Source organism: Raoultella sp. T31 (genome assembly GCF_002806725.1).
GTDB classification, from domain to species: Bacteria; Pseudomonadota; Gammaproteobacteria; order Enterobacterales; family Enterobacteriaceae; genus Klebsiella; species Klebsiella electrica.
The window spans coordinates 15710-35915 of the sequence record NZ_PIBO01000047.1; the positions used below are offsets into that span (position 1 = coordinate 15710).

General features: G+C 55.4%; 17 protein-coding genes and 2 tRNA genes. 17 read left to right on the plus strand and 2 right to left on the minus strand.

Translation table 11 applies throughout. From position 1 onward, the window contains the following. Window positions 1-23: 23 nt before the first annotated feature. A complete protein-coding gene (gene gppA, locus CWM52_RS22830) occupies window positions 24-1508 on the minus strand; it encodes a guanosine-5'-triphosphate,3'-diphosphate diphosphatase (RefSeq protein ID WP_100686175.1) in 1485 nt (494 codons plus the stop codon). Between the two features lie 8 nt (window positions 1509-1516). Further along, entirely contained in the window at window positions 1517-2782 is a 1266-nt protein-coding gene (rhlB, locus tag CWM52_RS22835) for an ATP-dependent RNA helicase RhlB (protein ID WP_100686176.1), read from the minus strand. A 355-nt stretch (window positions 2783-3137) separates the two neighbouring features. Here rhlB and trxA point away from each other — a divergent pair, with 355 nt between their 5' ends. The 17 genes from trxA to CWM52_RS22925 all read left to right on the plus strand — a co-directional run bounded on the left by trxA (window position 3138) and on the right by CWM52_RS22925 (window position 20131). Then, on the plus strand, window positions 3138-3467 hold the full coding sequence (gene trxA / locus CWM52_RS22840; protein ID WP_004869525.1) for a thioredoxin TrxA: 330 nt from the start codon (window positions 3138-3140) through the stop codon (window positions 3465-3467). 333 nt (window positions 3468-3800) lie between these two features. Continuing rightward, on the plus strand, window positions 3801-5060 hold the full coding sequence (gene rho / locus CWM52_RS22850; protein ID WP_002883293.1) for a transcription termination factor Rho: 1260 nt from the start codon (window positions 3801-3803) through the stop codon (window positions 5058-5060). 240 nt (window positions 5061-5300) lie between these two features. Beyond that, the gene (gene wecA, locus CWM52_RS22855) at window positions 5301-6404 is read left to right on the plus strand and encodes a UDP-N-acetylglucosamine--undecaprenyl-phosphate N-acetylglucosaminephosphotransferase (protein WP_100686178.1); all 1104 of its coding nucleotides are present in this window, start codon (window positions 5301-5303) and stop codon (window positions 6402-6404) included. Window positions 6405-6417: 13 nt separating this feature from the next. Next, window positions 6418-7464 (plus strand): ECA polysaccharide chain length modulation protein, encoded by a 1047-nt coding sequence (gene wzzE, locus CWM52_RS22860; RefSeq protein ID WP_100686179.1) that lies wholly within the window; start codon window positions 6418-6420, stop codon window positions 7462-7464. Window positions 7465-7520: 56 nt separating this feature from the next. Further along, window positions 7521-8651, plus strand: a complete 1131-nt coding sequence (gene wecB, locus CWM52_RS22865) for a non-hydrolyzing UDP-N-acetylglucosamine 2-epimerase (protein ID WP_100686180.1) — start codon at window positions 7521-7523, stop codon at window positions 8649-8651. Then, complete coding sequence (gene wecC / locus CWM52_RS22870) at window positions 8648-9910, plus strand: UDP-N-acetyl-D-mannosamine dehydrogenase (RefSeq protein WP_100686181.1); 1263 nt, start codon at window positions 8648-8650, stop codon at window positions 9908-9910. Before wecB ends, wecC begins: the two co-directional genes overlap by 4 nt. Next, window positions 9907-10974, plus strand: coding sequence for a dTDP-glucose 4,6-dehydratase (gene rffG, locus CWM52_RS22875; RefSeq protein ID WP_100686182.1), 1068 nt, complete (start codon window positions 9907-9909; stop codon window positions 10972-10974). The genes wecC and rffG overlap by 4 nt, the downstream gene beginning before the upstream one ends. A 17-nt stretch (window positions 10975-10991) precedes the next feature. After that, window positions 10992-11873, plus strand: coding sequence for a glucose-1-phosphate thymidylyltransferase RfbA (gene rfbA, locus CWM52_RS22880; protein ID WP_100686183.1), 882 nt, complete (start codon window positions 10992-10994; stop codon window positions 11871-11873). Beyond that, complete coding sequence (gene rffC, locus CWM52_RS22885) at window positions 11851-12525, plus strand: dTDP-4-amino-4,6-dideoxy-D-galactose acyltransferase (RefSeq protein ID WP_100686184.1); 675 nt, start codon at window positions 11851-11853, stop codon at window positions 12523-12525. Before rfbA ends, rffC begins: the two co-directional genes overlap by 23 nt. A gap of 4 nt (window positions 12526-12529) precedes the next feature. After that, entirely contained in the window at window positions 12530-13660 is a 1131-nt protein-coding gene (gene rffA / locus CWM52_RS22890; protein WP_100686191.1) for a dTDP-4-amino-4,6-dideoxygalactose transaminase, read from the plus strand. 1 nt (window position 13661) lies between these two features. Then, entirely contained in the window at window positions 13662-14912 is a 1251-nt protein-coding gene (gene wzxE, locus CWM52_RS22895; RefSeq protein WP_100686185.1) for a lipid III flippase WzxE, read from the plus strand. Further along, window positions 14909-15988, plus strand: coding sequence for a TDP-N-acetylfucosamine:lipid II N-acetylfucosaminyltransferase (locus CWM52_RS22900; protein WP_100686186.1), 1080 nt, complete (start codon window positions 14909-14911; stop codon window positions 15986-15988). The genes wzxE and CWM52_RS22900 overlap by 4 nt, the downstream gene beginning before the upstream one ends. Beyond that, the gene (wzyE, locus tag CWM52_RS22905) at window positions 15985-17331 is read left to right on the plus strand and encodes an ECA oligosaccharide polymerase (protein WP_100686187.1); all 1347 of its coding nucleotides are present in this window, start codon (window positions 15985-15987) and stop codon (window positions 17329-17331) included. Before CWM52_RS22900 ends, wzyE begins: the two co-directional genes overlap by 4 nt. Window positions 17332-17342: 11 nt before the next feature. Continuing rightward, the gene (gene wecG / locus CWM52_RS22910) at window positions 17343-18083 is read left to right on the plus strand and encodes a lipopolysaccharide N-acetylmannosaminouronosyltransferase (RefSeq protein ID WP_100686188.1); all 741 of its coding nucleotides are present in this window, start codon (window positions 17343-17345) and stop codon (window positions 18081-18083) included. A gap of 340 nt (window positions 18084-18423) precedes the next feature. Beyond that, complete coding sequence (gene thrP / locus CWM52_RS22915) at window positions 18424-19809, plus strand: bifunctional threonine/serine APC transporter ThrP (RefSeq protein ID WP_100686189.1); 1386 nt, start codon at window positions 18424-18426, stop codon at window positions 19807-19809. A 102-nt stretch (window positions 19810-19911) separates the two neighbouring features. Beyond that, window positions 19912-19988: transfer RNA gene (locus CWM52_RS22920), tRNA-Arg, on the plus strand. Between the two features lie 67 nt (window positions 19989-20055). Continuing rightward, a tRNA-His gene (locus tag CWM52_RS22925) sits at window positions 20056-20131 on the plus strand. Window positions 20132-20206 lie beyond the last annotated feature (75 nt).

Here is a 20206-nt window from a genome sequence, read left to right on the forward strand (position 1 = left end):
ATTTTACGGAATATCAGGCGGAATTAAGCCACCTCAAGGGTCCAGTGGACATAGCTTTGCCACTGGCACTCCTGCTCCACCAACTCCCGACCCAGCGGATGATCTTCCAGCCACCCCTCCGGCAGCGTCAGCACCAGTTTCTCGCCTGCGACAGTCAGTGAAATGGCCGGCAGCAGATCGTCGCGACGGCGGCTGGCAAAGAGGATCGCCAGACGCAGCAGCCGACACAGGTGTTCCGCAACCCGTGGTTTCACCGCATTTTGCTGATGAAGTGAGGAGAGATCGATGGTGTTAGTCTGGTTGAGCAGCAGGGTTGCGAGCAGCTTTTTCTGCGCCGGCGTGAAGCCGGGGAGATCGAGGTTGCTCACCAGATAGGCGGCGTGCTGCGGGGCGCGTTTAAAATCGACGCTCAGACCAATTTCGTGCAGCTCGCAGGCGCTGGCGAGCAGTTCGCGGCTGAGCGATTCCAGCTCCCAGGCGCCGTCCAGCTGATTCACCAGATGCGCTGCGAGTTGGGTTACGCGCTGGGCCTGCTCGGTGTCTATCATAAAGCGGCGTTGAATATTGCGCAGCGTACGGCTACGGATATCCTGATCGACGGACAGATGCAGCATGCCGTAAACCAGGCCTTCGCGGAGCGCGCCGCCCGCGAGGGTCATACACTGAATTTTCAGTTCGCTGAAGATGGCGATAAGTATGGCCAGTCCGCTGGGGAAAACCAGCGCTCGCTCTAAGGTTAAGCCTTCGATTTCCAGCTCTTCCAGGCGCCCGCACTGAATCGCACGCTGCTTGAGCTGCTGCAATTTAGCCAGGGTGATTCGCTCGTCCATCCCCTGCGCCATCATAATTTCCTGCAGGGCCTGAACGGTACCGGATGCGCCGACGCAAACTTTCCAGCCGTGGTAATTCAGGGTGTCAGTAATCGGACGCAGAACTTCCCGAGCCGCATTTTCTGCCAGATCGAAGTTTTCTTTTGTCAGGTTACGATCGGCGAAGTAGCGCTCCAGCCAGGTCACGCACCCCATCGACAGGCTAAAAAGAGAGGTGGTCTGTGCCCCCGTGCCAGTCACCAGTTCGGTACTGGCACCGCCGATATCGACAACCAGGCGCCGGTCTTCGCCGCCGGTCGTATGGGCGACGCCTTGATAAATCAGGCGGGCTTCTTCTTCACCGCTGATCACCTGCACCGGACAGCCGAGGATTTCCCGGGCCTTTGCCAAAAACGCATCGGCATTGACGGCCAGGCGCAGCGTGGCGGTCGCCACAACGCGAATTTGAACGGGTGGGATATCCTGCAGGCGTTCGGCAAACAGACGCAGGCACTGCCACCCACGCTCCATCGCTTCCGCGGAGAGCGTGTTATCGCTGTTCAGGCCAGCGGCCAGACGTACTTTGCGCTTGATGCGGCTGAGCGTCTGGATGCTCCCGGCCACCTCGCGTACAACCAACATATGAAAGCTATTAGAACCAAGATCGATAGCTGCATAAAGCGAGGTGGAACTGAGCATAGATTTATTTAACCTGAACGACGACGATTACGAGGCGGACCGCTGCGACGCGGGCCATTGCCAGTGCGCGGGCGCGTCAGGCGCAGTGGCTTAGGCAAATCTGTCATGAGTGCATCTGGATTGTACTTGCTGACCGGAATAGAGTGACCGGTGTAGGTCTCAATCGCCGGAAGATTCAGCGCGTACTCTTCGCAGGCCAGACTGATGGAGTGACCGCTGGCGCCCGCGCGACCGGTACGGCCGATGCGGTGAACGTAATCTTCGCAGTCGTCCGGCAGGTCATAGTTAAAGACGTGCGTGACGGCCGGGATATGCAGACCACGCGCAGCAACGTCAGTCGCCACCAGAATGTCGATATCGCCACGGGTGAACTCTTCAAGGATCCGCAGGCGTTTTTTCTGGGCGACGTCGCCGGTCAGCAAGCCGACGCGATGACCGTCCGCCGCCAGGTGTCCCCAGATATCTTCGCAACGATGTTTAGTGTTGGCGAAAATAATGGCGCGATCCGGCCACTCTTCTTCCAGAAGCGTCTGTAACAGGCGCATTTTTTCTTCGTTGGAAGGGTAGAACAGCTCTTCTTTAATCCGGTGACCCGTTTTCTGTTCCGGCTCGACTTCAACATATTCGGCGTTGTTCATCTGTTCAAACGCCAGTTCGCGAACACGGTAAGAAAGGGTTGCGGAGAACAGCATATTCAGACGCTGATTGGTCGGCGGCATGCGACGGAACAGCCAGCGGATATCTTTAATAAAGCCGAGATCGTACATGCGATCGGCTTCATCCAGCACGACGACCTGAATCGCGCCGAGGTTAATGTGATTCTGTTTGGCGTAATCAATCAGACGACCAGTGGTGCCAATCAGAATGTCGACGCCGCTTTCCAGCACTTTCAGCTGCTTATCGTAGCCATCGCCGCCGTACGCCAGACCCAGCTTCAGGCCGGTGGCCGCAGCCAGCGGTTCTGCATCAGCGTGAATTTGTACCGCCAGCTCGCGCGTAGGAGCCATGATCAGCGCACGCGGTTGGTTTACCTGGCGGTCAGCGTTGGCCGGGTGAGAGAGAAGATAATGAAACGTTGACGTCAGGAACGCCATCGTTTTTCCGGTACCGGTTTGCGCCTGCCCGGCGACATCACGACCTTCCAGCGTTAGCGGAAGAGCGAGTGCCTGAATGGGCGTGCAATTATGAAACCCTTTCTTTTCAAGGGCTTCAATCACTGCCGGGTGCAGGGCGAAGTCGGAAAACTTCTGTTCTGTTAAATGTGTTTTGCTCATAGTGTGGTAGAATATCAGCTAACTATTGCATTAAGAAAGCGTATCCGTTGAAATAACGTCAACCTTTCGTTGGCTATACGCGAAATGACTTAAGGTGCATCTACGGCAACCTGATGAATCCTCGAAAGCTTAGACTACTCAGCGCGTCGAGGTGGATTAATCTACCGGAAACGGTTTGAAGGCGGTTTGCTTTGGCTTCTGCAAGACGACATCCATGAGGGATCGGATCGCGCAGTGGCCAGTACATATGCCAGTACATAGAGGCATCCTGAACAATAACGTGTATAACGTAGCATCGGCACGTCGTTGATGTCTGCGACACCAACACACCAGGCTTATTCCTGTGGAGTTAAATATGAGCGATAAAATTATTCACCTGACTGACGACAGTTTTGACACGGACGTACTCAAGGCTGACGGGCTAACCCTCGTCGATTTCTGGGCAGAGTGGTGCGGTCCGTGCAAAATGATCGCCCCGATTCTGGATGAGATCGCTGAAGAGTATCAGGGCAAACTGACCGTTGCTAAACTGAACATCGATCAGAACCCAGGTACTGCGCCGAAATACGGCATTCGCGGCATCCCGACTCTGCTGCTGTTTAAGAACGGCGAAGTCGCGGCAACTAAGGTTGGCGCGCTGTCTAAAGGCCAGCTGAAAGATTTCCTCGACGCCAACCTGGCGTAAGCAGTTTGCCATTCCGGCGTCCGGGTTCCTATTTTTAGCGGAACTCTGGACGCCCGGCCAGAGTCGTGCTAAGTTAACTTCAGACTTCGTTTTAAACATACCTTATTGTTTGAATCTTGTTTTACCCGAAGCGTCCCGCAGCAAATGCGCGAGAGGCTACAAATTCCGGGCTTTTCACTCATTCCGTTTTGTCGTTCCAGCTCTGCGTTCTTTCCTGTGACCAGGCAACGTACAGGCACGAGATGAAGGCCGTTAACAGGCATGGATGTTCCTGCCATACCATTCACAACATTAAGTTCGAGTTCTACCCCGAGTTTAAGAACCCACACCATTATGAATCTTACCGAATTAAAGAATACGCCGGTTTCTGAGCTGATTACTCTCGGCGAAAATATGGGGCTGGAAAACCTGGCCCGTATGCGTAAGCAGGATATTATTTTTGCCATCCTCAAGCAGCATTCGAAGAGTGGCGAAGATATCTTTGGCGATGGCGTACTGGAGATACTGCAGGATGGATTTGGTTTCCTCCGTTCCGCAGACAGCTCCTACCTCGCCGGTCCCGATGACATCTACGTATCCCCAAGCCAAATCCGCCGTTTCAACCTCCGCACTGGTGACACCATTTCCGGTAAGATTCGTCCTCCTAAAGAGGGTGAGCGTTACTTTGCGCTGTTGAAAGTTAACGAAGTTAACTACGACAAGCCGGAAAACGCGCGTAATAAGATCCTGTTCGAGAACCTGACGCCGCTGCACGCGAACTCACGTCTGCGTATGGAACGTGGTAACGGTTCAACCGAAGACTTAACCGCTCGCGTGCTGGATCTGGCCTCGCCGATCGGCCGCGGTCAGCGTGGTCTGATTGTTGCGCCGCCGAAAGCCGGTAAAACCATGCTGCTGCAGAATATCGCGCAGAGCATCGCGTACAACCATCCTGACTGCGTGCTGATGGTGCTGCTGATCGACGAACGTCCGGAAGAAGTGACCGAGATGCAGCGTCTGGTTAAAGGCGAAGTGGTTGCTTCCACCTTTGACGAACCTGCTTCCCGTCACGTTCAGGTTGCCGAGATGGTTATCGAGAAGGCGAAACGCCTGGTTGAGCACAAGAAAGACGTTATCATTCTGCTCGACTCCATTACCCGTCTGGCGCGTGCCTACAACACCGTTGTGCCGGCTTCCGGTAAAGTGTTGACCGGTGGTGTGGACGCTAACGCCCTGCATCGTCCGAAGCGTTTCTTCGGTGCCGCGCGTAACGTGGAAGAGGGCGGTAGCCTGACCATTATCGCCACCGCGCTGATTGATACCGGCTCCAAAATGGATGAAGTTATCTACGAAGAGTTTAAAGGCACCGGTAACATGGAGCTGCATCTCTCGCGTAAGATCGCGGAAAAACGCGTCTTCCCGGCTATCGACTACAACCGTTCCGGTACCCGTAAAGAAGAGCTGCTTACCACCCAGGAAGAGCTGCAGAAGATGTGGATCCTGCGTAAAATCATCCATCCGATGGGTGAGATTGACGCGATGGAGTTCCTCATCAACAAACTGGCGATGACCAAAACGAACGATGACTTCTTCGATATGATGAAACGCTCGTAAGTTAAAAAAAGCCCAAAAACGCCACGCAATCGCGTGGCGTTTTGTTTTTTGGGTTTGTATGATCCAGAAAGGGAAAAGGAAGCAGGGATTATCGTATGATTAGCGCGCCACGCGAGGCAGTGATAATTTTAACAGACTAAAATCTATACAATAAATTTGTAATGTTCTGCTTTACCCCTTCAGGAGTTGAGACATCGTCGTTATACTTCCCGGATTAACCATGCTGAGAGCACATGTGTTGTGAATTTACTCACTGCTATTACTGAATTAATCAGTATTTTCTTATTCACTACCCTTTTTATATTTGTTGCCCGAAAAGCAGCAAAAAAAGTCGGGTTAGTGGATAAACCTAACTATCGAAAACGGCATCAGGGTTTGGTTCCGTTAGTGGGTGGCATCTCAGTTTATGCTGGCATTTGTTTTACTTTTGCCATCGCTGATTATTACATTCCCCATTCATTCTTATATCTGTCCTGCGCCGGCATCCTTGTGCTGGTCGGTGCGCTGGATGATCGGTTTGATATCAGTGTAAAAATTCGCGCGGTGATTCAGGCCGCCATTGCCATTGTCATGATGACGGCAGGGAACCTGCACCTGAGTAGCCTGGGCTATATTTTTGGTTCGTGGGAGTTGGTCCTCGGCCCCTTTGGCTTCTTCCTCACCCTTTTCGCCGTCTGGGCCGCGATTAACGCCTTTAATATGGTGGATGGTATCGACGGCCTGCTCGGCGGTCTGTCATCGGTCTCATTTGCGGCAACCGGCATTATTCTGTGGTTTGACGGTCAATACAGCCTGGCAATGTGGTGTTTTGCGATGATAGCCGCCATTCTGCCCTATATTTTACTTAACCTCGGCGTGCTTGGCCGTCGTTACAAAGTTTTTATGGGCGATGCTGGCAGTACCATGATTGGCTTCACCATCATCTGGATTCTGCTGGAAACGACCCAGGGCAAAACGCATCCCATTAGCCCGGTGACCGCCCTGTGGATTATTGCGATTCCGTTGATGGATATGGTGGCGATTATGTATCGTCGCCTGCGTAAAGGGATGAGCCCGTTCTCTCCGGATCGCCAGCATATTCATCACTTGATTATGCGTGCCGGGTTTACTTCCCGGCAGGCTTTCGTCCTGATCACGCTGGCGGCCGCGCTGCTGGCGCTGGTGGGCGTGGTGGCGGAATATACCCGTATCGTTCCTGAATGGGTGATGTTAATTCTCTTTTTGTTGGCCTTTTTCCTTTATGGCTACTGCATTAAACGCGCATGGAAAGTGGCGCGACTGGTTAAGCGCATCAGACGCAGAATACGGCGACACAGCGGCAATAAGCCAAAATTAACCAAGTAGAACTGGGGACGTGATGACTCAACCATTACCGGGAGCACAAGCAGTGAACGTTGAGAATGAACTGGATATTCGCGGGCTGTTTCGCGCCTTATGGGCAGGAAAAATCTGGATAGCCGGGATGGCCGTGCTATTTGCGCTGATCGTTCTGGTTTACGCCTTCTTTGCTCGCCAGGAGTGGAGCGCAACGGCGATAACCGATCGGCCAACCGTGAATATGCTGGGTGGTTACTATTCTCAACAGCAGTTCTTACGCAATCTGGATATTAAAGCCAATCTGGTACCGGTCGACCAGCCGTCGGCGATGGAGCAAGCTTACAAAGAGTTCATCATGCAGCAGGGGTCCTGGGATACCCGTCGCGATTTTTGGTTGCAAACGGACTATTACAAACAGCGCCAGTCGGGCAATGCCCGTGCGGACGCTGCGCTGCTGGACGATTTGATTAACAACATTCAGTTCATGCCGGGCGACCCGGTAAAAAATGTTAACGACAGCGTGAAGCTGACGGCCGAGACCGCGCCGGACGCCAATAATCTGCTGCGTCAGTACGTGGCCTTCGCCAGCCAGCGTGCGGCAGGACATCTTAATGACGAGCTGAAAGGCGCCTGGGCGGCCCGCACCGTGCAGATGAAAGCGCAGGTGAAGCGCCAGGAAGAGGTGGCGCGCGAAATTTTCAACCGTCGTACCCACAGCGTGGAAGAGGCGTTGAAAGTGGCGCAGCAGCACAACATCTCCCGCAGTGAAACCGATATCCCGGCCGATCAGCTGCCGGATTCCGAGCTGTTCTTGCTCGGCAGGCCAATGCTGCAGGCGCGACTGGAAAATTTGCAAGCTGTGGGGCCGGAATACGATCTCGACTATGACCAAAGCCGTGCCATGCTGAATACGCTCAACGTCGGACCGACATTAGATCCGCGTTTTCAGACTTACCGGTATTTGCGTACGCCGGAAGAACCGGTAAAACGCGATAGCCCGCGGCGCGTATTTCTGATGGTGATGTGGGGTATCGTGGGCGCGCTCATTGGCGCAGGCGTTGCATTATCGCGACGCAGAGTCCAGTGAATGCGGCCTGTGATGAAGAATTAATCAACTTCATCATCTAATCGAAGAGAATCGATGTGAAAGTACTAACGGTATTTGGCACCAGACCCGAAGCCATCAAAATGGCACCGCTGGTTCATGCGCTGGCAAAAGATCCTCACTTTGAGGCGAAAGTTTGCGTCACGGCGCAGCATCGGGAGATGCTCGACCAGGTGTTGAAGCTTTTTTCTATCGTGCCGGATTACGACCTCAATATTATGCAGCCAGGTCAGGGCCTGACGGAAATCACCTGTCGTATCCTCGAAGGGCTAAAACCGGTGCTGGAATCGTTTAAACCGGACGTTGTGCTGGTGCATGGCGATACCACGACGACGATGGCGGCAAGTCTGGCCGCGTTCTATCAGCGTATCCCGGTCGGGCACGTTGAAGCGGGGTTGCGAACCGGCGATCTGAGTTCGCCGTGGCCGGAAGAGGGGAACCGTACGCTGACCGGACATCTGGCAACGTACCATTTTGCCCCGACAGAAACCTCGCGACAGAACCTGCTGCGCGAAAATATCGCCGCTGACCACATCACGGTTACCGGCAACACGGTCATTGATGCGTTGTTCTGGGTTCGCGATCGGGTGCTGGGCGATGAGGCTCTGCGTAGCGAACTGATGCAGCGCTATCCTTTCCTGGCGAACGGCAAGAAGATGATTCTGGTCACCGGCCACCGGCGGGAAAGCTTTGGCCGCGGGTTTGAGCAAATTTGCCACGCGCTGGCGGAAATCGCCGCCAGCAATCCCGATGTCCAGATTGTCTATCCGGTGCATCTGAACCCGAACGTCAGCGAGCCGGTGAAACGTATTCTCGGTCATGTCGATAACGTCATGTTGATTGAGCCGCAGGATTATCTGCCGTTTGTCTGGTTGATGGATCGCGCCTGGCTGATCCTCACCGACTCCGGCGGTATTCAGGAGGAGGCACCCTCGTTAGGGAAGCCGGTACTGGTGATGCGTGAAATGACGGAGCGCCCGGAGGCGATTGCTGCAGGCACCGTGCGTCTGGTCGGGACCGACAGCCAGCGTATCGTCGCTGAAGTCACGCATCTGCTGCAGGATGATGCCGCGTATCAGGCAATGAGCCGGGCGCATAATCCCTACGGTGATGGTCAGGCATGTCGCCGTATTTTGTCCGCACTTAAAAATAATCAGGTAACGCTATGAGTTTTTCTACCATTTCAGTGATTGGCCTTGGATATATTGGCCTGCCAACCGCTGCCGCGTTCGCCTCCCGGCAAAAGCGGGTGGTCGGCGTTGATATCAATCAACATGCCGTGGAGACCATTAACCGTGGCGAGATTCATATCGTGGAGCCGGATCTGGCGAGCGTGGTCAAAACGGCGGTTGAGCAGGGCTATTTACGTGCGACGACCGAGCCAGTCGTGGCGGATGCGTACCTGATTGCCGTACCCACCCCGTTCAAAGATCTGCATGAGCCGGATATGGTCTTCGTCGAGTCGGCGGCAAAATCCATTGCGCCGGTACTGAAAAAGGGGGCGCTGGTGATTCTGGAGTCCACTTCTCCGGTTGGTTCGACGGAGCAAATGGCCGCGTGGCTTGCTGAAATGCGCCCGGACCTGAGCTTCCCGCAGCAGGCTGGCGAAGCGGCGGATGTCAATATTGCCTACTGCCCGGAGCGCGTGTTGCCGGGTCAGGTGATGGTCGAGCTGATTAAGAATGACCGCGTCATCGGCGGTATGTCGCCGGTTTGCTCCGCCCGCGCCAGCGAGCTGTATAAAATTTTCCTCGAAGGCGAATGCGTGGTCACCAACTCCCGCACCGCCGAGATGTGTAAGCTGACCGAAAACAGCTTCCGCGACGTGAATATTGCGTTCGCGAACGAGCTGTCGCTGATCTGCGCGGAGCAGGACATTAACGTCTGGGAGCTGATTCGCCTGGCGAATCGTCATCCGCGCGTCAATATCCTGCAGCCGGGACCGGGCGTCGGAGGACACTGCATCGCAGTCGACCCGTGGTTCATCGTGGCGCAAAACCCGCAGCAGGCGCGGCTGATTCGTACCGCCCGTGAGGTTAACGATCATAAGCCTGACTGGGTTATCGAGCAGGTCAAAGCCCGGGTGGCCGATTGTCTGGCCGCCAGTAATAAGCGCGCCAGCGAGTTGAAAATCGCCTGCTTTGGCCTGGCTTTTAAGCCGAATATCGACGATCTGCGCGAAAGCCCGGCGATGTCGATCGCCATGCAAATCGCCCGCTGGCACAGCGGTGACACGCTGGTTGTGGAACCCAATATCCACCAGCTGCCGACCAAACTCAACGGTCTGTGCACGCTGGCCTTGCTGGATGACGCATTGGCGAACGCCGATGTGCTGGTGATGCTGGTTGACCATCGTCAGTTTAAAGCCATCAGCGGCGATAGCGTGACGCAGGATTATATTGTCGATACCAAAGGAGTGTGGCGGTGAGTACGGTTCTGGTCACTGGCGGAGCTGGGTTTATTGGCTCAGCAGTTGTTCGCGAAATCATTCGCGAAACTTCCGACACGGTTGTCGTCGTCGATAAGTTGACCTATGCCGGCAATTTGCAGTCGCTGTCTCCCGTTGCCCGGAATGCCCGGTTCGCTTTTGAACAAGTGGATATTTGCGATCGGACCGAACTCGATCGCGTCTTTTGCCTCTACCAGCCTGACATCGTGATGCATCTTGCGGCTGAAAGTCATGTCGATCGCTCCATTGATGGCCCTGCGGCGTTTATTGAAACCAATATCGTCGGGACCTGTACGCTACTGGAAGCCGCACGCACCTACTGGAATGGGGCTGATGAAGAGAAAAAATCGGCGTTTCGCTTCCACCATATTTCGACAGACGAGGTATACGGCGATCTCCACGATAGCGGCGTGTTTTTTACCGAAACGACGCCTTATGCGCCGAGCAGCCCTTATTCCGCTTCTAAAGCCAGCAGTGATCATCTGGTGCGCGCATGGCAGCGTACCTATGGCCTGCCAGCGCTGATCACCAACTGTTCAAATAACTACGGCCCGTATCACTTTCCTGAGAAGCTGATTCCGCTCACTATCCTCAATGCGCTGGCGGGTAAACCGCTGCCGGTATATGGCAATGGTCAGCAAATTCGCGACTGGCTGTACGTTGAAGATCACGCCAGAGCACTGTACCTGGTGGCAACACGCGGCAAGCCGGGCGAAACTTACAATATCGGCGGGCACAACGAGCGTAAGAATATTGAGGTGGTGGAAACCATTTGCGATCTGCTGGAAGAGCTGGCGCCGTATAAACCGGATGGCGTGGCGCACTATCGCGACCTCATCACCTTTGTTGCCGATCGCCCAGGACACGATCTTCGCTACGCCATTGATGCGTCGAAAATTGAAGCTGAACTAGGCTGGACGCCGGATGAAACATTTACCAGTGGTATGCGTAAAACGGTTCAGTGGTACCTGGCAAATGAAACCTGGTGGCAACAGGTTCTCGACGGTAGCTATCAGGGCGAGCGTCTGGGACTGCAGGCCTGAACGCCTGGGAGAGAAAAATGAAAGGTATTATTCTGGCTGGGGGATCGGGCACTCGTTTGCATCCCATTACCCGCGGAGTGTCAAAGCAGCTGTTGCCTGTCTACGATAAGCCGATGATTTACTACCCGCTGTCGGTGCTGATGCTGGCCGGTATCCGTGAGATTCTGTTGATCACCACGCCTGAAGATCAGCGTGACTTTCAGCGCCTGCTCGGCGACGGGGAAGAATTCGGTATTCAGCTGCATTATGCCGTGCAACCAAACCCGGATGGCCTGGCACAGGCCTTTATCCTCGGAGAAGAGTTCCTCAATGGCGAACCCTCTTGTCTGGTGCTGGGGGATAATATCTTCTTTGGCCAAAGCTTCAGTCCTAAGCTACGCAGCGTTGCGTCGCGTACTCAAGGTGCGACGGTCTTTGGTTATCAGGTTATGGATCCAGAACGTTTTGGTGTAGTGGAGTTCGACGATAATTTTCGCGCACTTTCTCTGGAAGAAAAACCGCAGCATCCCAAATCTAACTGGGCGGTAACGGGCCTCTACTTCTATGATGGCAACGTTACTGAATATGCGAAACAGGTTAAACCGTCATCGCGTGGCGAGCTGGAGATCACCAGTATCAATCAGATGTATCTGGAGGATGGCGCGCTGACCGTAGAGCTTCTCGGACGCGGTTTTGCCTGGCTGGACACCGGTACGCACGATAGCTTGATCGAGGCGAGTATGTTCGTACAAACCGTGGAAAAGCGTCAGGGCTTCCAAATCGCCTGCCTGGAAGAAATTGGCTGGCGTAACGGTTGGCTGGATGATGACGGCGTGAAGCGGGCAGCCAAACGCCTGGAAAAAACCGGCTATGGCCAATACTTACTGGATCTTGTCCGTGTCCGTCCACGCCAGTATTGAATCCCTGGAGTGGGAAAATCGTTTCTTCGGCATCCAGAGCGCGATTGTGCGCTTTCGCGATGACGCCCCGCCGCTGACCGCTCAGGCGCTGGCCGGCTGGTCGCGTTTGCAGGCGAAGATTGCGGCGGATGATAGCGTGCGGCTGGATGCACTGCAGCAGCTGGGCTTCCAGCTCGTGGAAGGCGAAGTCGATCTGGCGCTGCCGGTCGGTCAGCCTGCCGATACGGGCTGTGAAGTGGCCACGGCGGCAGAGATTCCACGCTTGCGCGAGCTGGCGGCGCAGGCCTTTGCGCAAAGTCGCTTCCGCGCGCCCTGGTATGCCGCAGATGCCAGCGGTCGTTTCTACGCCCAATGGATTGAAAACGCGGTGCGGGGGACCTTCGATAACCAGTGCCTGATTTTTCGCGCCGCTGATGGCGACATTCGCGCTTTTGTTTCTCTGCGTCAGCTTAATGAAACGGATGCCCGAATCGGTCTGCTGGCCGGTCGCGGCGCGGGTGCTGAGCTGATGCAGGCCGCACGGCATTGGGCCGAACGTCGCGGACTTTCTACACTGCGGGTGGCAACCCAGATGGGGAACACTGCCGCGCTTAAACGTTATATTCTCAGCGGTGCGAATGTGGAAAACACCGCGTACTGGTTATACAGGTGACATGATGATTCCATTTAACGCACCGCCGGTGGTGGGAACCGAGCTTGATTATATGCAATCCGCGATGGACAGCGGAAAACTGTGCGGCGACGGCGGATTCACCCGCCGCTGCCAGCAGTGGATGGAGCAGCGGTTCGGGACGGCCAAAGCGCTGTTGACGCCTTCCTGCACCGCTTCGCTGGAAATGGCGGCGCTGCTGCTGGATATCCAGCCGGGCGATGAAGTGATTATGCCGAGCTATACCTTCGTCTCCACCGCCAACGCCTTTGTATTGCGCGGTGCGAAAATCGTCTTTGTCGATATTCGTCGCGATACGATGAACATTGATGAAACCAAAATTGAAGCGGCAATCACGGAGAAAACCCGCGCCATTGTGCCGGTACACTATGCTGGCGTGGCCTGCGAGATGGACACCATCATGGCCCTTGCCAGCGAGTACAATCTGTTCGTGGTGGAAGATGCCGCGCAGGGCGTGATGTCGACTTACAAAGGGCGAGCGCTGGGCACGATCGGCCATATCGGCTGTTTCAGTTTCCATGAAACCAAAAACTATACCGCCGGCGGTGAAGGTGGCGCGACGCTGATTAACGATCGCACGCTGATCGAGCGCGCGGAAATTATCCGCGAAAAAGGCACCAACCGTAGCCAGTTCTTCCGCGGGCTGGTGGATAAATACACCTGGCGCGATATCGGTTCCAGCTATCTGATGTCTGACCTGCAGGCGGCATACCTGTGGGCGCAGCTGGAAGCGGCGGAACAGATTAACCAGCAACGCTTAACGCTCTGGCAACGCTATTACGATGCGCTGCTGCCGCTGGCACGGGCTGGTCGCATCGATCTGCCGGTGATTCCGGCCGACTGCGGACACAACGCGCATATGTTTTATATTAAGCTGCGCGATATTGACGATCGCAGTAACCTGATAGCCTGGCTAAAAGAGGCGGAAATTCTGGCGGTGTTCCACTACATTCCGCTGCATAGCTGCCCGGCAGGGGAGCACTTTGGCCAATTCCACGGCGACGATCGTCATACCACCCAGGAGAGCGAACGCCTGCTGCGCCTGCCGCTGTTCTATAACCTGTCGTCAGCCAATCAGCGTACGGTGATTAATTCGCTGCTGAGCTATTTCTCCTGATATGTCGCTGGCTAAAGCTTCACTGTGGACCGCCGCGTCCACGCTGGTCAAAATTGGCGCCGGACTGTTGGTGGTTAAACTGCTGGCGGTCTCCTTTGGCCCGGCAGGGGTGGGTCAGGCCGGTAACTTTCGCCAGCTGGTGACCGTGCTTGGCGTGCTGGCGGGCGCCGGTATTTTCAACGGCGTCACCAAACTGGTCGCGCAGCATCATGACGATCGCCCGCAGCTGAATAAGGTCGTCGGTACCTCCTCTGCGATGGTGCTTGGCTTCTCAACGCTACTGGCGCTTATTTTTCTGCTGGCGGCCGCGCCGATAAGCCAGGGGCTGTTTGGTCATACGCACTATCAGGGGCTGGTGCGCCTTGTGGCGCTGGTGCAGATGGGCATCGCCTGGGCAAACCTGCTGCTGGCCTTGATGAAAGGTTTTCGCGATGCGGCGGGCAATGCCCTGTCGCTTATCGCCGGTAGCCTGATTGGCGTCGTGGCCTATTACGCCTGCTATCATTTCGCGGGTTACCAGGGGGCGCTGCTCGGGCTGGCGCTGGTGCCGGCGCTGGTGGTGATCCCGGCGGCAATCGTGCTATGGCGGCGCGGGACGATCCCGCTCAGCGCGCTTCGTCCGCGCTGGGATAACGCTCTCGCCGGGCAGCTTTCTAAGTTTACCCTGATGGCGCTGATTACCTCGGTGACGCTGCCGGTGGCTTACGTGATGATGCGTAACCTGCTGGCGGATCATTATGGCTGGGAGGCGGTAGGGATCTGGCAAGGGGTTAGCAGTATTTCCGATGCCTACCTGCAGTTCATCACCGCATCGTTCAGCGTGTACCTGCTGCCTACGCTCTCCCGATTGACGGCCAAACCGGACATTACCCGCGAGATCGGCAAATCATTAAAATTTGTCCTGCCGGCGGTGGCGGCGGCGAGCTTAACCGTCTGGCTACTGCGCGACTTCGCCATCTGGCTGCTGTTTTCCGACCGCTTTACGGCGATGCGCGACCTGTTTGCCTGGCAACTGCTGGGCGATGTGCTGAAGGTCGGCGCCTATGTTTATGGCTATCTGGTGATTGCAAAAGCGTCACTGCGTTTTTATATACTCACGGAAATCAGCCAGTTCACGCTGTTGACCGCATTCTCGCACTGGCTGATCCCGGCGCATGGCGCGATTGGCGCAGCGCAGGCGTATATGGCTACGTATATTGTTTATTTCGCCCTTTGTAGTGGCGTGTTTTTACTCTGGCGTAAACGGGCATGACAGCACTGATACATGTACTGGGATCGGATATCCCACACCACAACCAGACCGTTTTGCGGTTCTTTAACGACGAGCTGGCCGCCGATGACGAGCAGGCGCGTCGGTTTATGGTCGTCGGTGATGCAACAGGCGTCCGCGAAGCCTACCCGGCATTGTCTGTCACCTGTTATCCCGGGAAAAAATCCCTGGCGCAGGCGGCGATCGCGCTGGCAAAAGCCGATCGACGACAGCGCTTTTTCTTCCACGGCCAGTTTAATACCGGGCTGTGGCTGGCGTTGCTGAGCGGGGGGATCCGTCCTGCCCAGTTTAACTGGCATATCTGGGGCGCCGATCTGTATGAAAATTCGTCCAGCCTGAAGTTTCGCCTGTTCTATCCGCTGCGACGGCTTGCCCAGAGTCGGGTCGGGCGCGTTTTTGCCACCCGGGGCGATCTCAGCTGGTTCGCCCGCCGCCATCCGCGTGTGCCCGGCGAGCTGCTCTATTTTCCGACGCACATGGACCCGGCGCTCAATTCGCTGGCCGATAGCGCACCGCGTGCCGAGACGCTGACGATTCTGGTCGGGAACTCGGGCGATCGCAGCAATGAGCATATTGCGGCGCTGCGTGCTATCCATCAGCAATTTGGCGATACGGTAAACGTGATCGTGCCGATGGGGTATCCGGAAAATAATACGGATTATATTAACGAGGTCCGTGACGCGGGCGCGGCGCTCTTTAGCGCCGCACACCTGCAGATTCTCAGCGAGAAGCTGGCGTTTCATGATTATCTGAATCTGCTGCGCCGCTGCGATCTGGGCTATTTCCTGTTTGCTCGTCAGCAGGGCATCGGGACGCTGTGCTTATTAATTCAGGCGGGTATACCCTGTGTGTTGAACCGGGAAAATCCGTTCTGGCAGGATATGACGGAGCAGCATATTCCGGTACTGTTTACCGGCGATGCGCTGGATGTTGCCGTGGTGCGTGAAGCCCAGCGCCAGCTGGCAAGCGTGGATAAGAACCAGATTGCTTTCTTCCGGCCGAACTACCTGGCGGGCTGGCAGCGGGCATTGCAGATTGCCGCGGGGGTCAATGCATGACATTAATGCAATTTTGCGGGCTGCTGGTGGTCTGGCTGCTGTCAACGCTGTTTATCGCCACCGCGACATACTTTGAGTTTCGCCGCGTGCGCTTTAACTTCAATGTGTTCTTCTCATTGTTGTTTCTGCTGACCTTCTTCTTTGGCTTCCCGCTGACCAGTATCCTGGTGTTCCGCTTTGATGTCAGCGTTGCTCCGCCTGATGTGCTGTTGCAAACCCTGCTGGTCTCAGTCTGTTTCTATGCGGTCTATTACGTGACCTATAAAACGCGCCTGCGCTCGGCCACGCACGACCGCCAGCGGCGGCCGCTATTTACGATGAACCGCGTGGAAACGCATCTGACATGGATCATTCTGCTGGGCGTGGCGCTGCTGTGCGTCGGGATTTTCTTTGCCCACAATGGTTTCCTGCTGTTTAAGCTCAACTCTTACAGCCAGATCTTCTCGGCCGAAGTTTCCGGCGTGGCGTTGAAGCGCTTTTTCTATTTCTTTATCCCGGCGATGCTGGTGGTCTATTTCCTGCGCCAGGATTATAAGGCGTGGATATTCTTCCTGCTCAGCACCGTGGCGTTTGGGCTGCTGACCTATGCCATCGTCGGCGGCACCCGAGCGAATATCATTATCGCTTTCGCCATTTTCCTGTTTATCGGCATTATTCGCGGCTGGATCAGTCTGTGGATGCTGGCGGCGGCGGGCGTTCTTGGCATCGTGGGAATGTTCTGGCTGGCGCTTAAGCGCTATGGCATGAACGTCAGCGGCGATGAAGCGTTTTATACCTTCCTCTATCTGACCCGCGATACGTTTTCGCCGTGGGAGAATCTGGCGCTGCTGCTGCAAAACTACGACAAGATCGCTTTCCAGGGGCTGGCGCCGATGATCCGCGACTTCTACGTTTTTATCCCCAGCTGGATGTGGCACGGCCGCCCGACGATGGTGCTCAATACCGCCAACTACTTCACCTGGGAGGTGTTAAACAACCACTCGGGGCTGGCGATTTCACCGACGCTAATCGGTTCGCTGGTGGTGATGGGCGGCATTTGGTTTGTTCCGCTGGGCGCTGTCGCGGTAGGGCTTATTATTAAATGGTTCGACTGGCTGTACGACCTTGGCAATCGGGAAAGCAATCGCTACAAAGCGGCTATCCTGCATAGTTTCTGTTTCGGCGCTATCTTCAACATGATAGTGCTGGCGCGCGAGGGACTGGACTCGTTCGGCTCCCGCGTGGTGTTTTTCCTCGTGATCTTTGGTATCTGCTTGTTAGCGGCGAAATTGCTGTACTGGCTCCTGGACAGCGCAGGATTGATTCATAAGCGGGCTAAACCGCTTTCGCAACCGCAGGTCTGATAAGGATGAACATGACTGAGAACACTTCCGCGCCGCAGTACGCGTTGCGAGGGCTGCAACTCATTGGCTGGCGCGACATGCAGCATGCGCTCAATTACCTTTTTGCCGATGGCGAACTGCGTCAGGGAACGCTGGTGGCGATTAACGCCGAGAAAATGCTGGCGGTAGAAGATAACCCGGAAGTTCGCGCGCTGATTGAAGCCGCCGAGTTTAAATATGCCGATGGCATCAGCGTTGTGCGCTCGATACGCAAAAAATATCCGCGCGCCGAGGTATCCCGCGTTGCCGGCGCCGACCTCTGGGAAGCATTAATGGAGCGCGCTGGCGCTCAGGGGACGCCGGTATTCCTGATTGGCGGCAAGCGGGAAGTGCTGGCGGAAACACAAGCGAAGCTGCGCGCGCGCTGGAACGTGAATATCGTTGGCAGCCAGGACGGCTATTTTACCCCTGACCAGCGCCAGCCGCTGTTTGAGCGGGTGCGAGAGAGCGGAGCGAAAATCGTCACCGTGGCGATGGGATCGCCGCGTCAGGAGATTTTGATGCGCGACTGTCGACGGGTTTATCCCGATGCGCTGTATATGGGCGTCGGCGGCACTTATGACGTCTTTACCGGCCACGTTCATCGGGCGCCGAAGTTCTGGCAGAACCTCGGCCTGGAGTGGTTTTACCGTCTGCTGTTGCAGCCGAGCCGGATTAAACGACAGCTCCACCTGCTGCGCTATTTACGTTGGCATTATTCCGGCAAGCTCTGATATTCCACTGCAATCAGGTGAGATTGCATACATATTCTGTGTAATGTCTTCATTCGCCTGATACTTTATTTGCCATTTCCGTAAAATTCATTAACCATTCGCATGCTTAATGCATGGCGGGCAGTATGTGCCGTCGTGCAAGCAGGGACATTTCCTTTCATTCATTAATAAAAATAACCGGTATATGGGCAAGACCATTCGCGGGTCGCGCCATGGCAAACCCGTCACTCTCCGGCGGCATGAAGCACTGTGCTACGGCAAGAGGTGAGGTTAGCCATCAGGCGCGCCGTTCGAAGGACGAGGAACAAAAACCGGAAGCAGGGCAAACACAAGAGGTTATATGACAGAGAAAAAAGTGGAACTTCAGCGCGGACTGGAGGCCAGACATATTGAGCTCATCGCCCTTGGCGGGACGATTGGCGTGGGGTTATTTATGGGGGCGGCGAGTACGCTGAAGTGGGCCGGTCCTTCGGTCCTGCTGGCGTATATTATTGCCGGTTTATTTGTCTTCTTTATCATGCGCTCGATGGGCGAAATGCTGTTCCTTGAGCCGGTGACCGGTTCGTTCGCCGTTTATGCGCACCGCTATATGAGCCCGTTTTTCGGCTATCTTACCGCCTGGTCATACTGGTTTATGTGGATGGCGGTCGGGATCTCGGAGATTACGGCCATTGGGGTGTACGTGCAGTTCTGGTTCCCGGATATGGCGCAGTGGATACCGGCGCTTATTGCCGTCGGGCTGGTGGCGCTGGCAAACCTGGCCGCAGTACGCCTGTATGGTGAGATAGAATTCTGGTTCGCGATGATTAAAGTCACCACCATTATTGTGATGATCGTCGTCGGGCTGGGCGTCATCTTCTTTGGTTTTGGCAATGGCGGGCACTCCATCGGATTTGGCAACCTGACCGAACATGGGGGCTTCTTCGCCGGCGGCTGGAAGGGGTTCCTGACGGCGCTGTGTATCGTCGTGGCCTCCTATCAGGGCGTTGAACTTATCGGCATCACCGCCGGTGAAGCGAAGAACCCGCAGATCACGCTGCGCAGTGCGGTGGGCAAGGTCCTGTGGCGTATCCTGATTTTTTATGTGGGCGCAATTTTTGTGATTGTCACGATTTTCCCGTGGAATCAAATTGGCTCCGGCGGCAGTCCGTTCGTCCTGACCTTTGCGAAAATCGGTATTACGGCGGCAGCGGGTATTATCAACTTTGTGGTGCTGACGGCGGCGCTTTCCGGCTGTAATAGCGGGATGTACAGCTGCGGTCGTATGCTCTACGCGCTGGCGCGCAACCGGCAGCTGCCTGCGGCGATGGCAAAAGTTTCGCGCAATGGCGTACCGGCCGTGGGCGTCGCGCTGTCGATTCTGATTCTGCTGATTGGCTCCTGTCTGAACTATATTATTCCCAACCCGCAGCGAGTCTTCGTCTATGTCTACAGTGCCAGCGTACTGCCGGGCATGGTGCCGTGGTTTGTGATCCTGATTAGTCAGCTGCGTTTTCGCCGTGCGCATCAGGCGCAGATGGCCAGCCACCCGTTCCGCTCGCTGTTGTTCCCGTGGGCTAACTATTTTACGATGGCGTTTCTGGTTTGTGTGCTGATCGGCATGGGCTTCAATGACGACACCCGTATGTCGCTGTTCGTCGGGATACTTTTCCTGGCTCTCGTGACGCTTATTTATAAGGTGTTTGGTCTGGGTCGGCATGGAAATGTCGATAAAACGACGGAATAAACGCCAAAGTGCACAAAGCGTGAGCAAACAGAAATTTTATTTAAAAAGGCACTAGACAGCGGGGGGGGAAGTCCGTATTATCCGACCCCGCAACGGCGCTAAGCGCCCGTAGCTCAGCTGGATAGAGCGCTGCCCTCCGGAGGCAGAGGTCTCAGGTTCGAATCCTGTCGGGCGCACCATTTAACCCGGTGCTTGAGCTGCGGTGGACTGTGAATTTAACAGTGCCGCGTGAAAAGATTTGCAGTGGTGGCTATAGCTCAGTTGGTAGAGCCCTGGATTGTGATTCCAGTTGTCGTGGGTTCGAATCCCATTAGCCACCCCATTATTGAAAGAGTTGTGAATTGCGAAGGTGGCGGAATTGGTAGACGCGCTAGCTTCAGGTGTTAGTGTCCTTAGG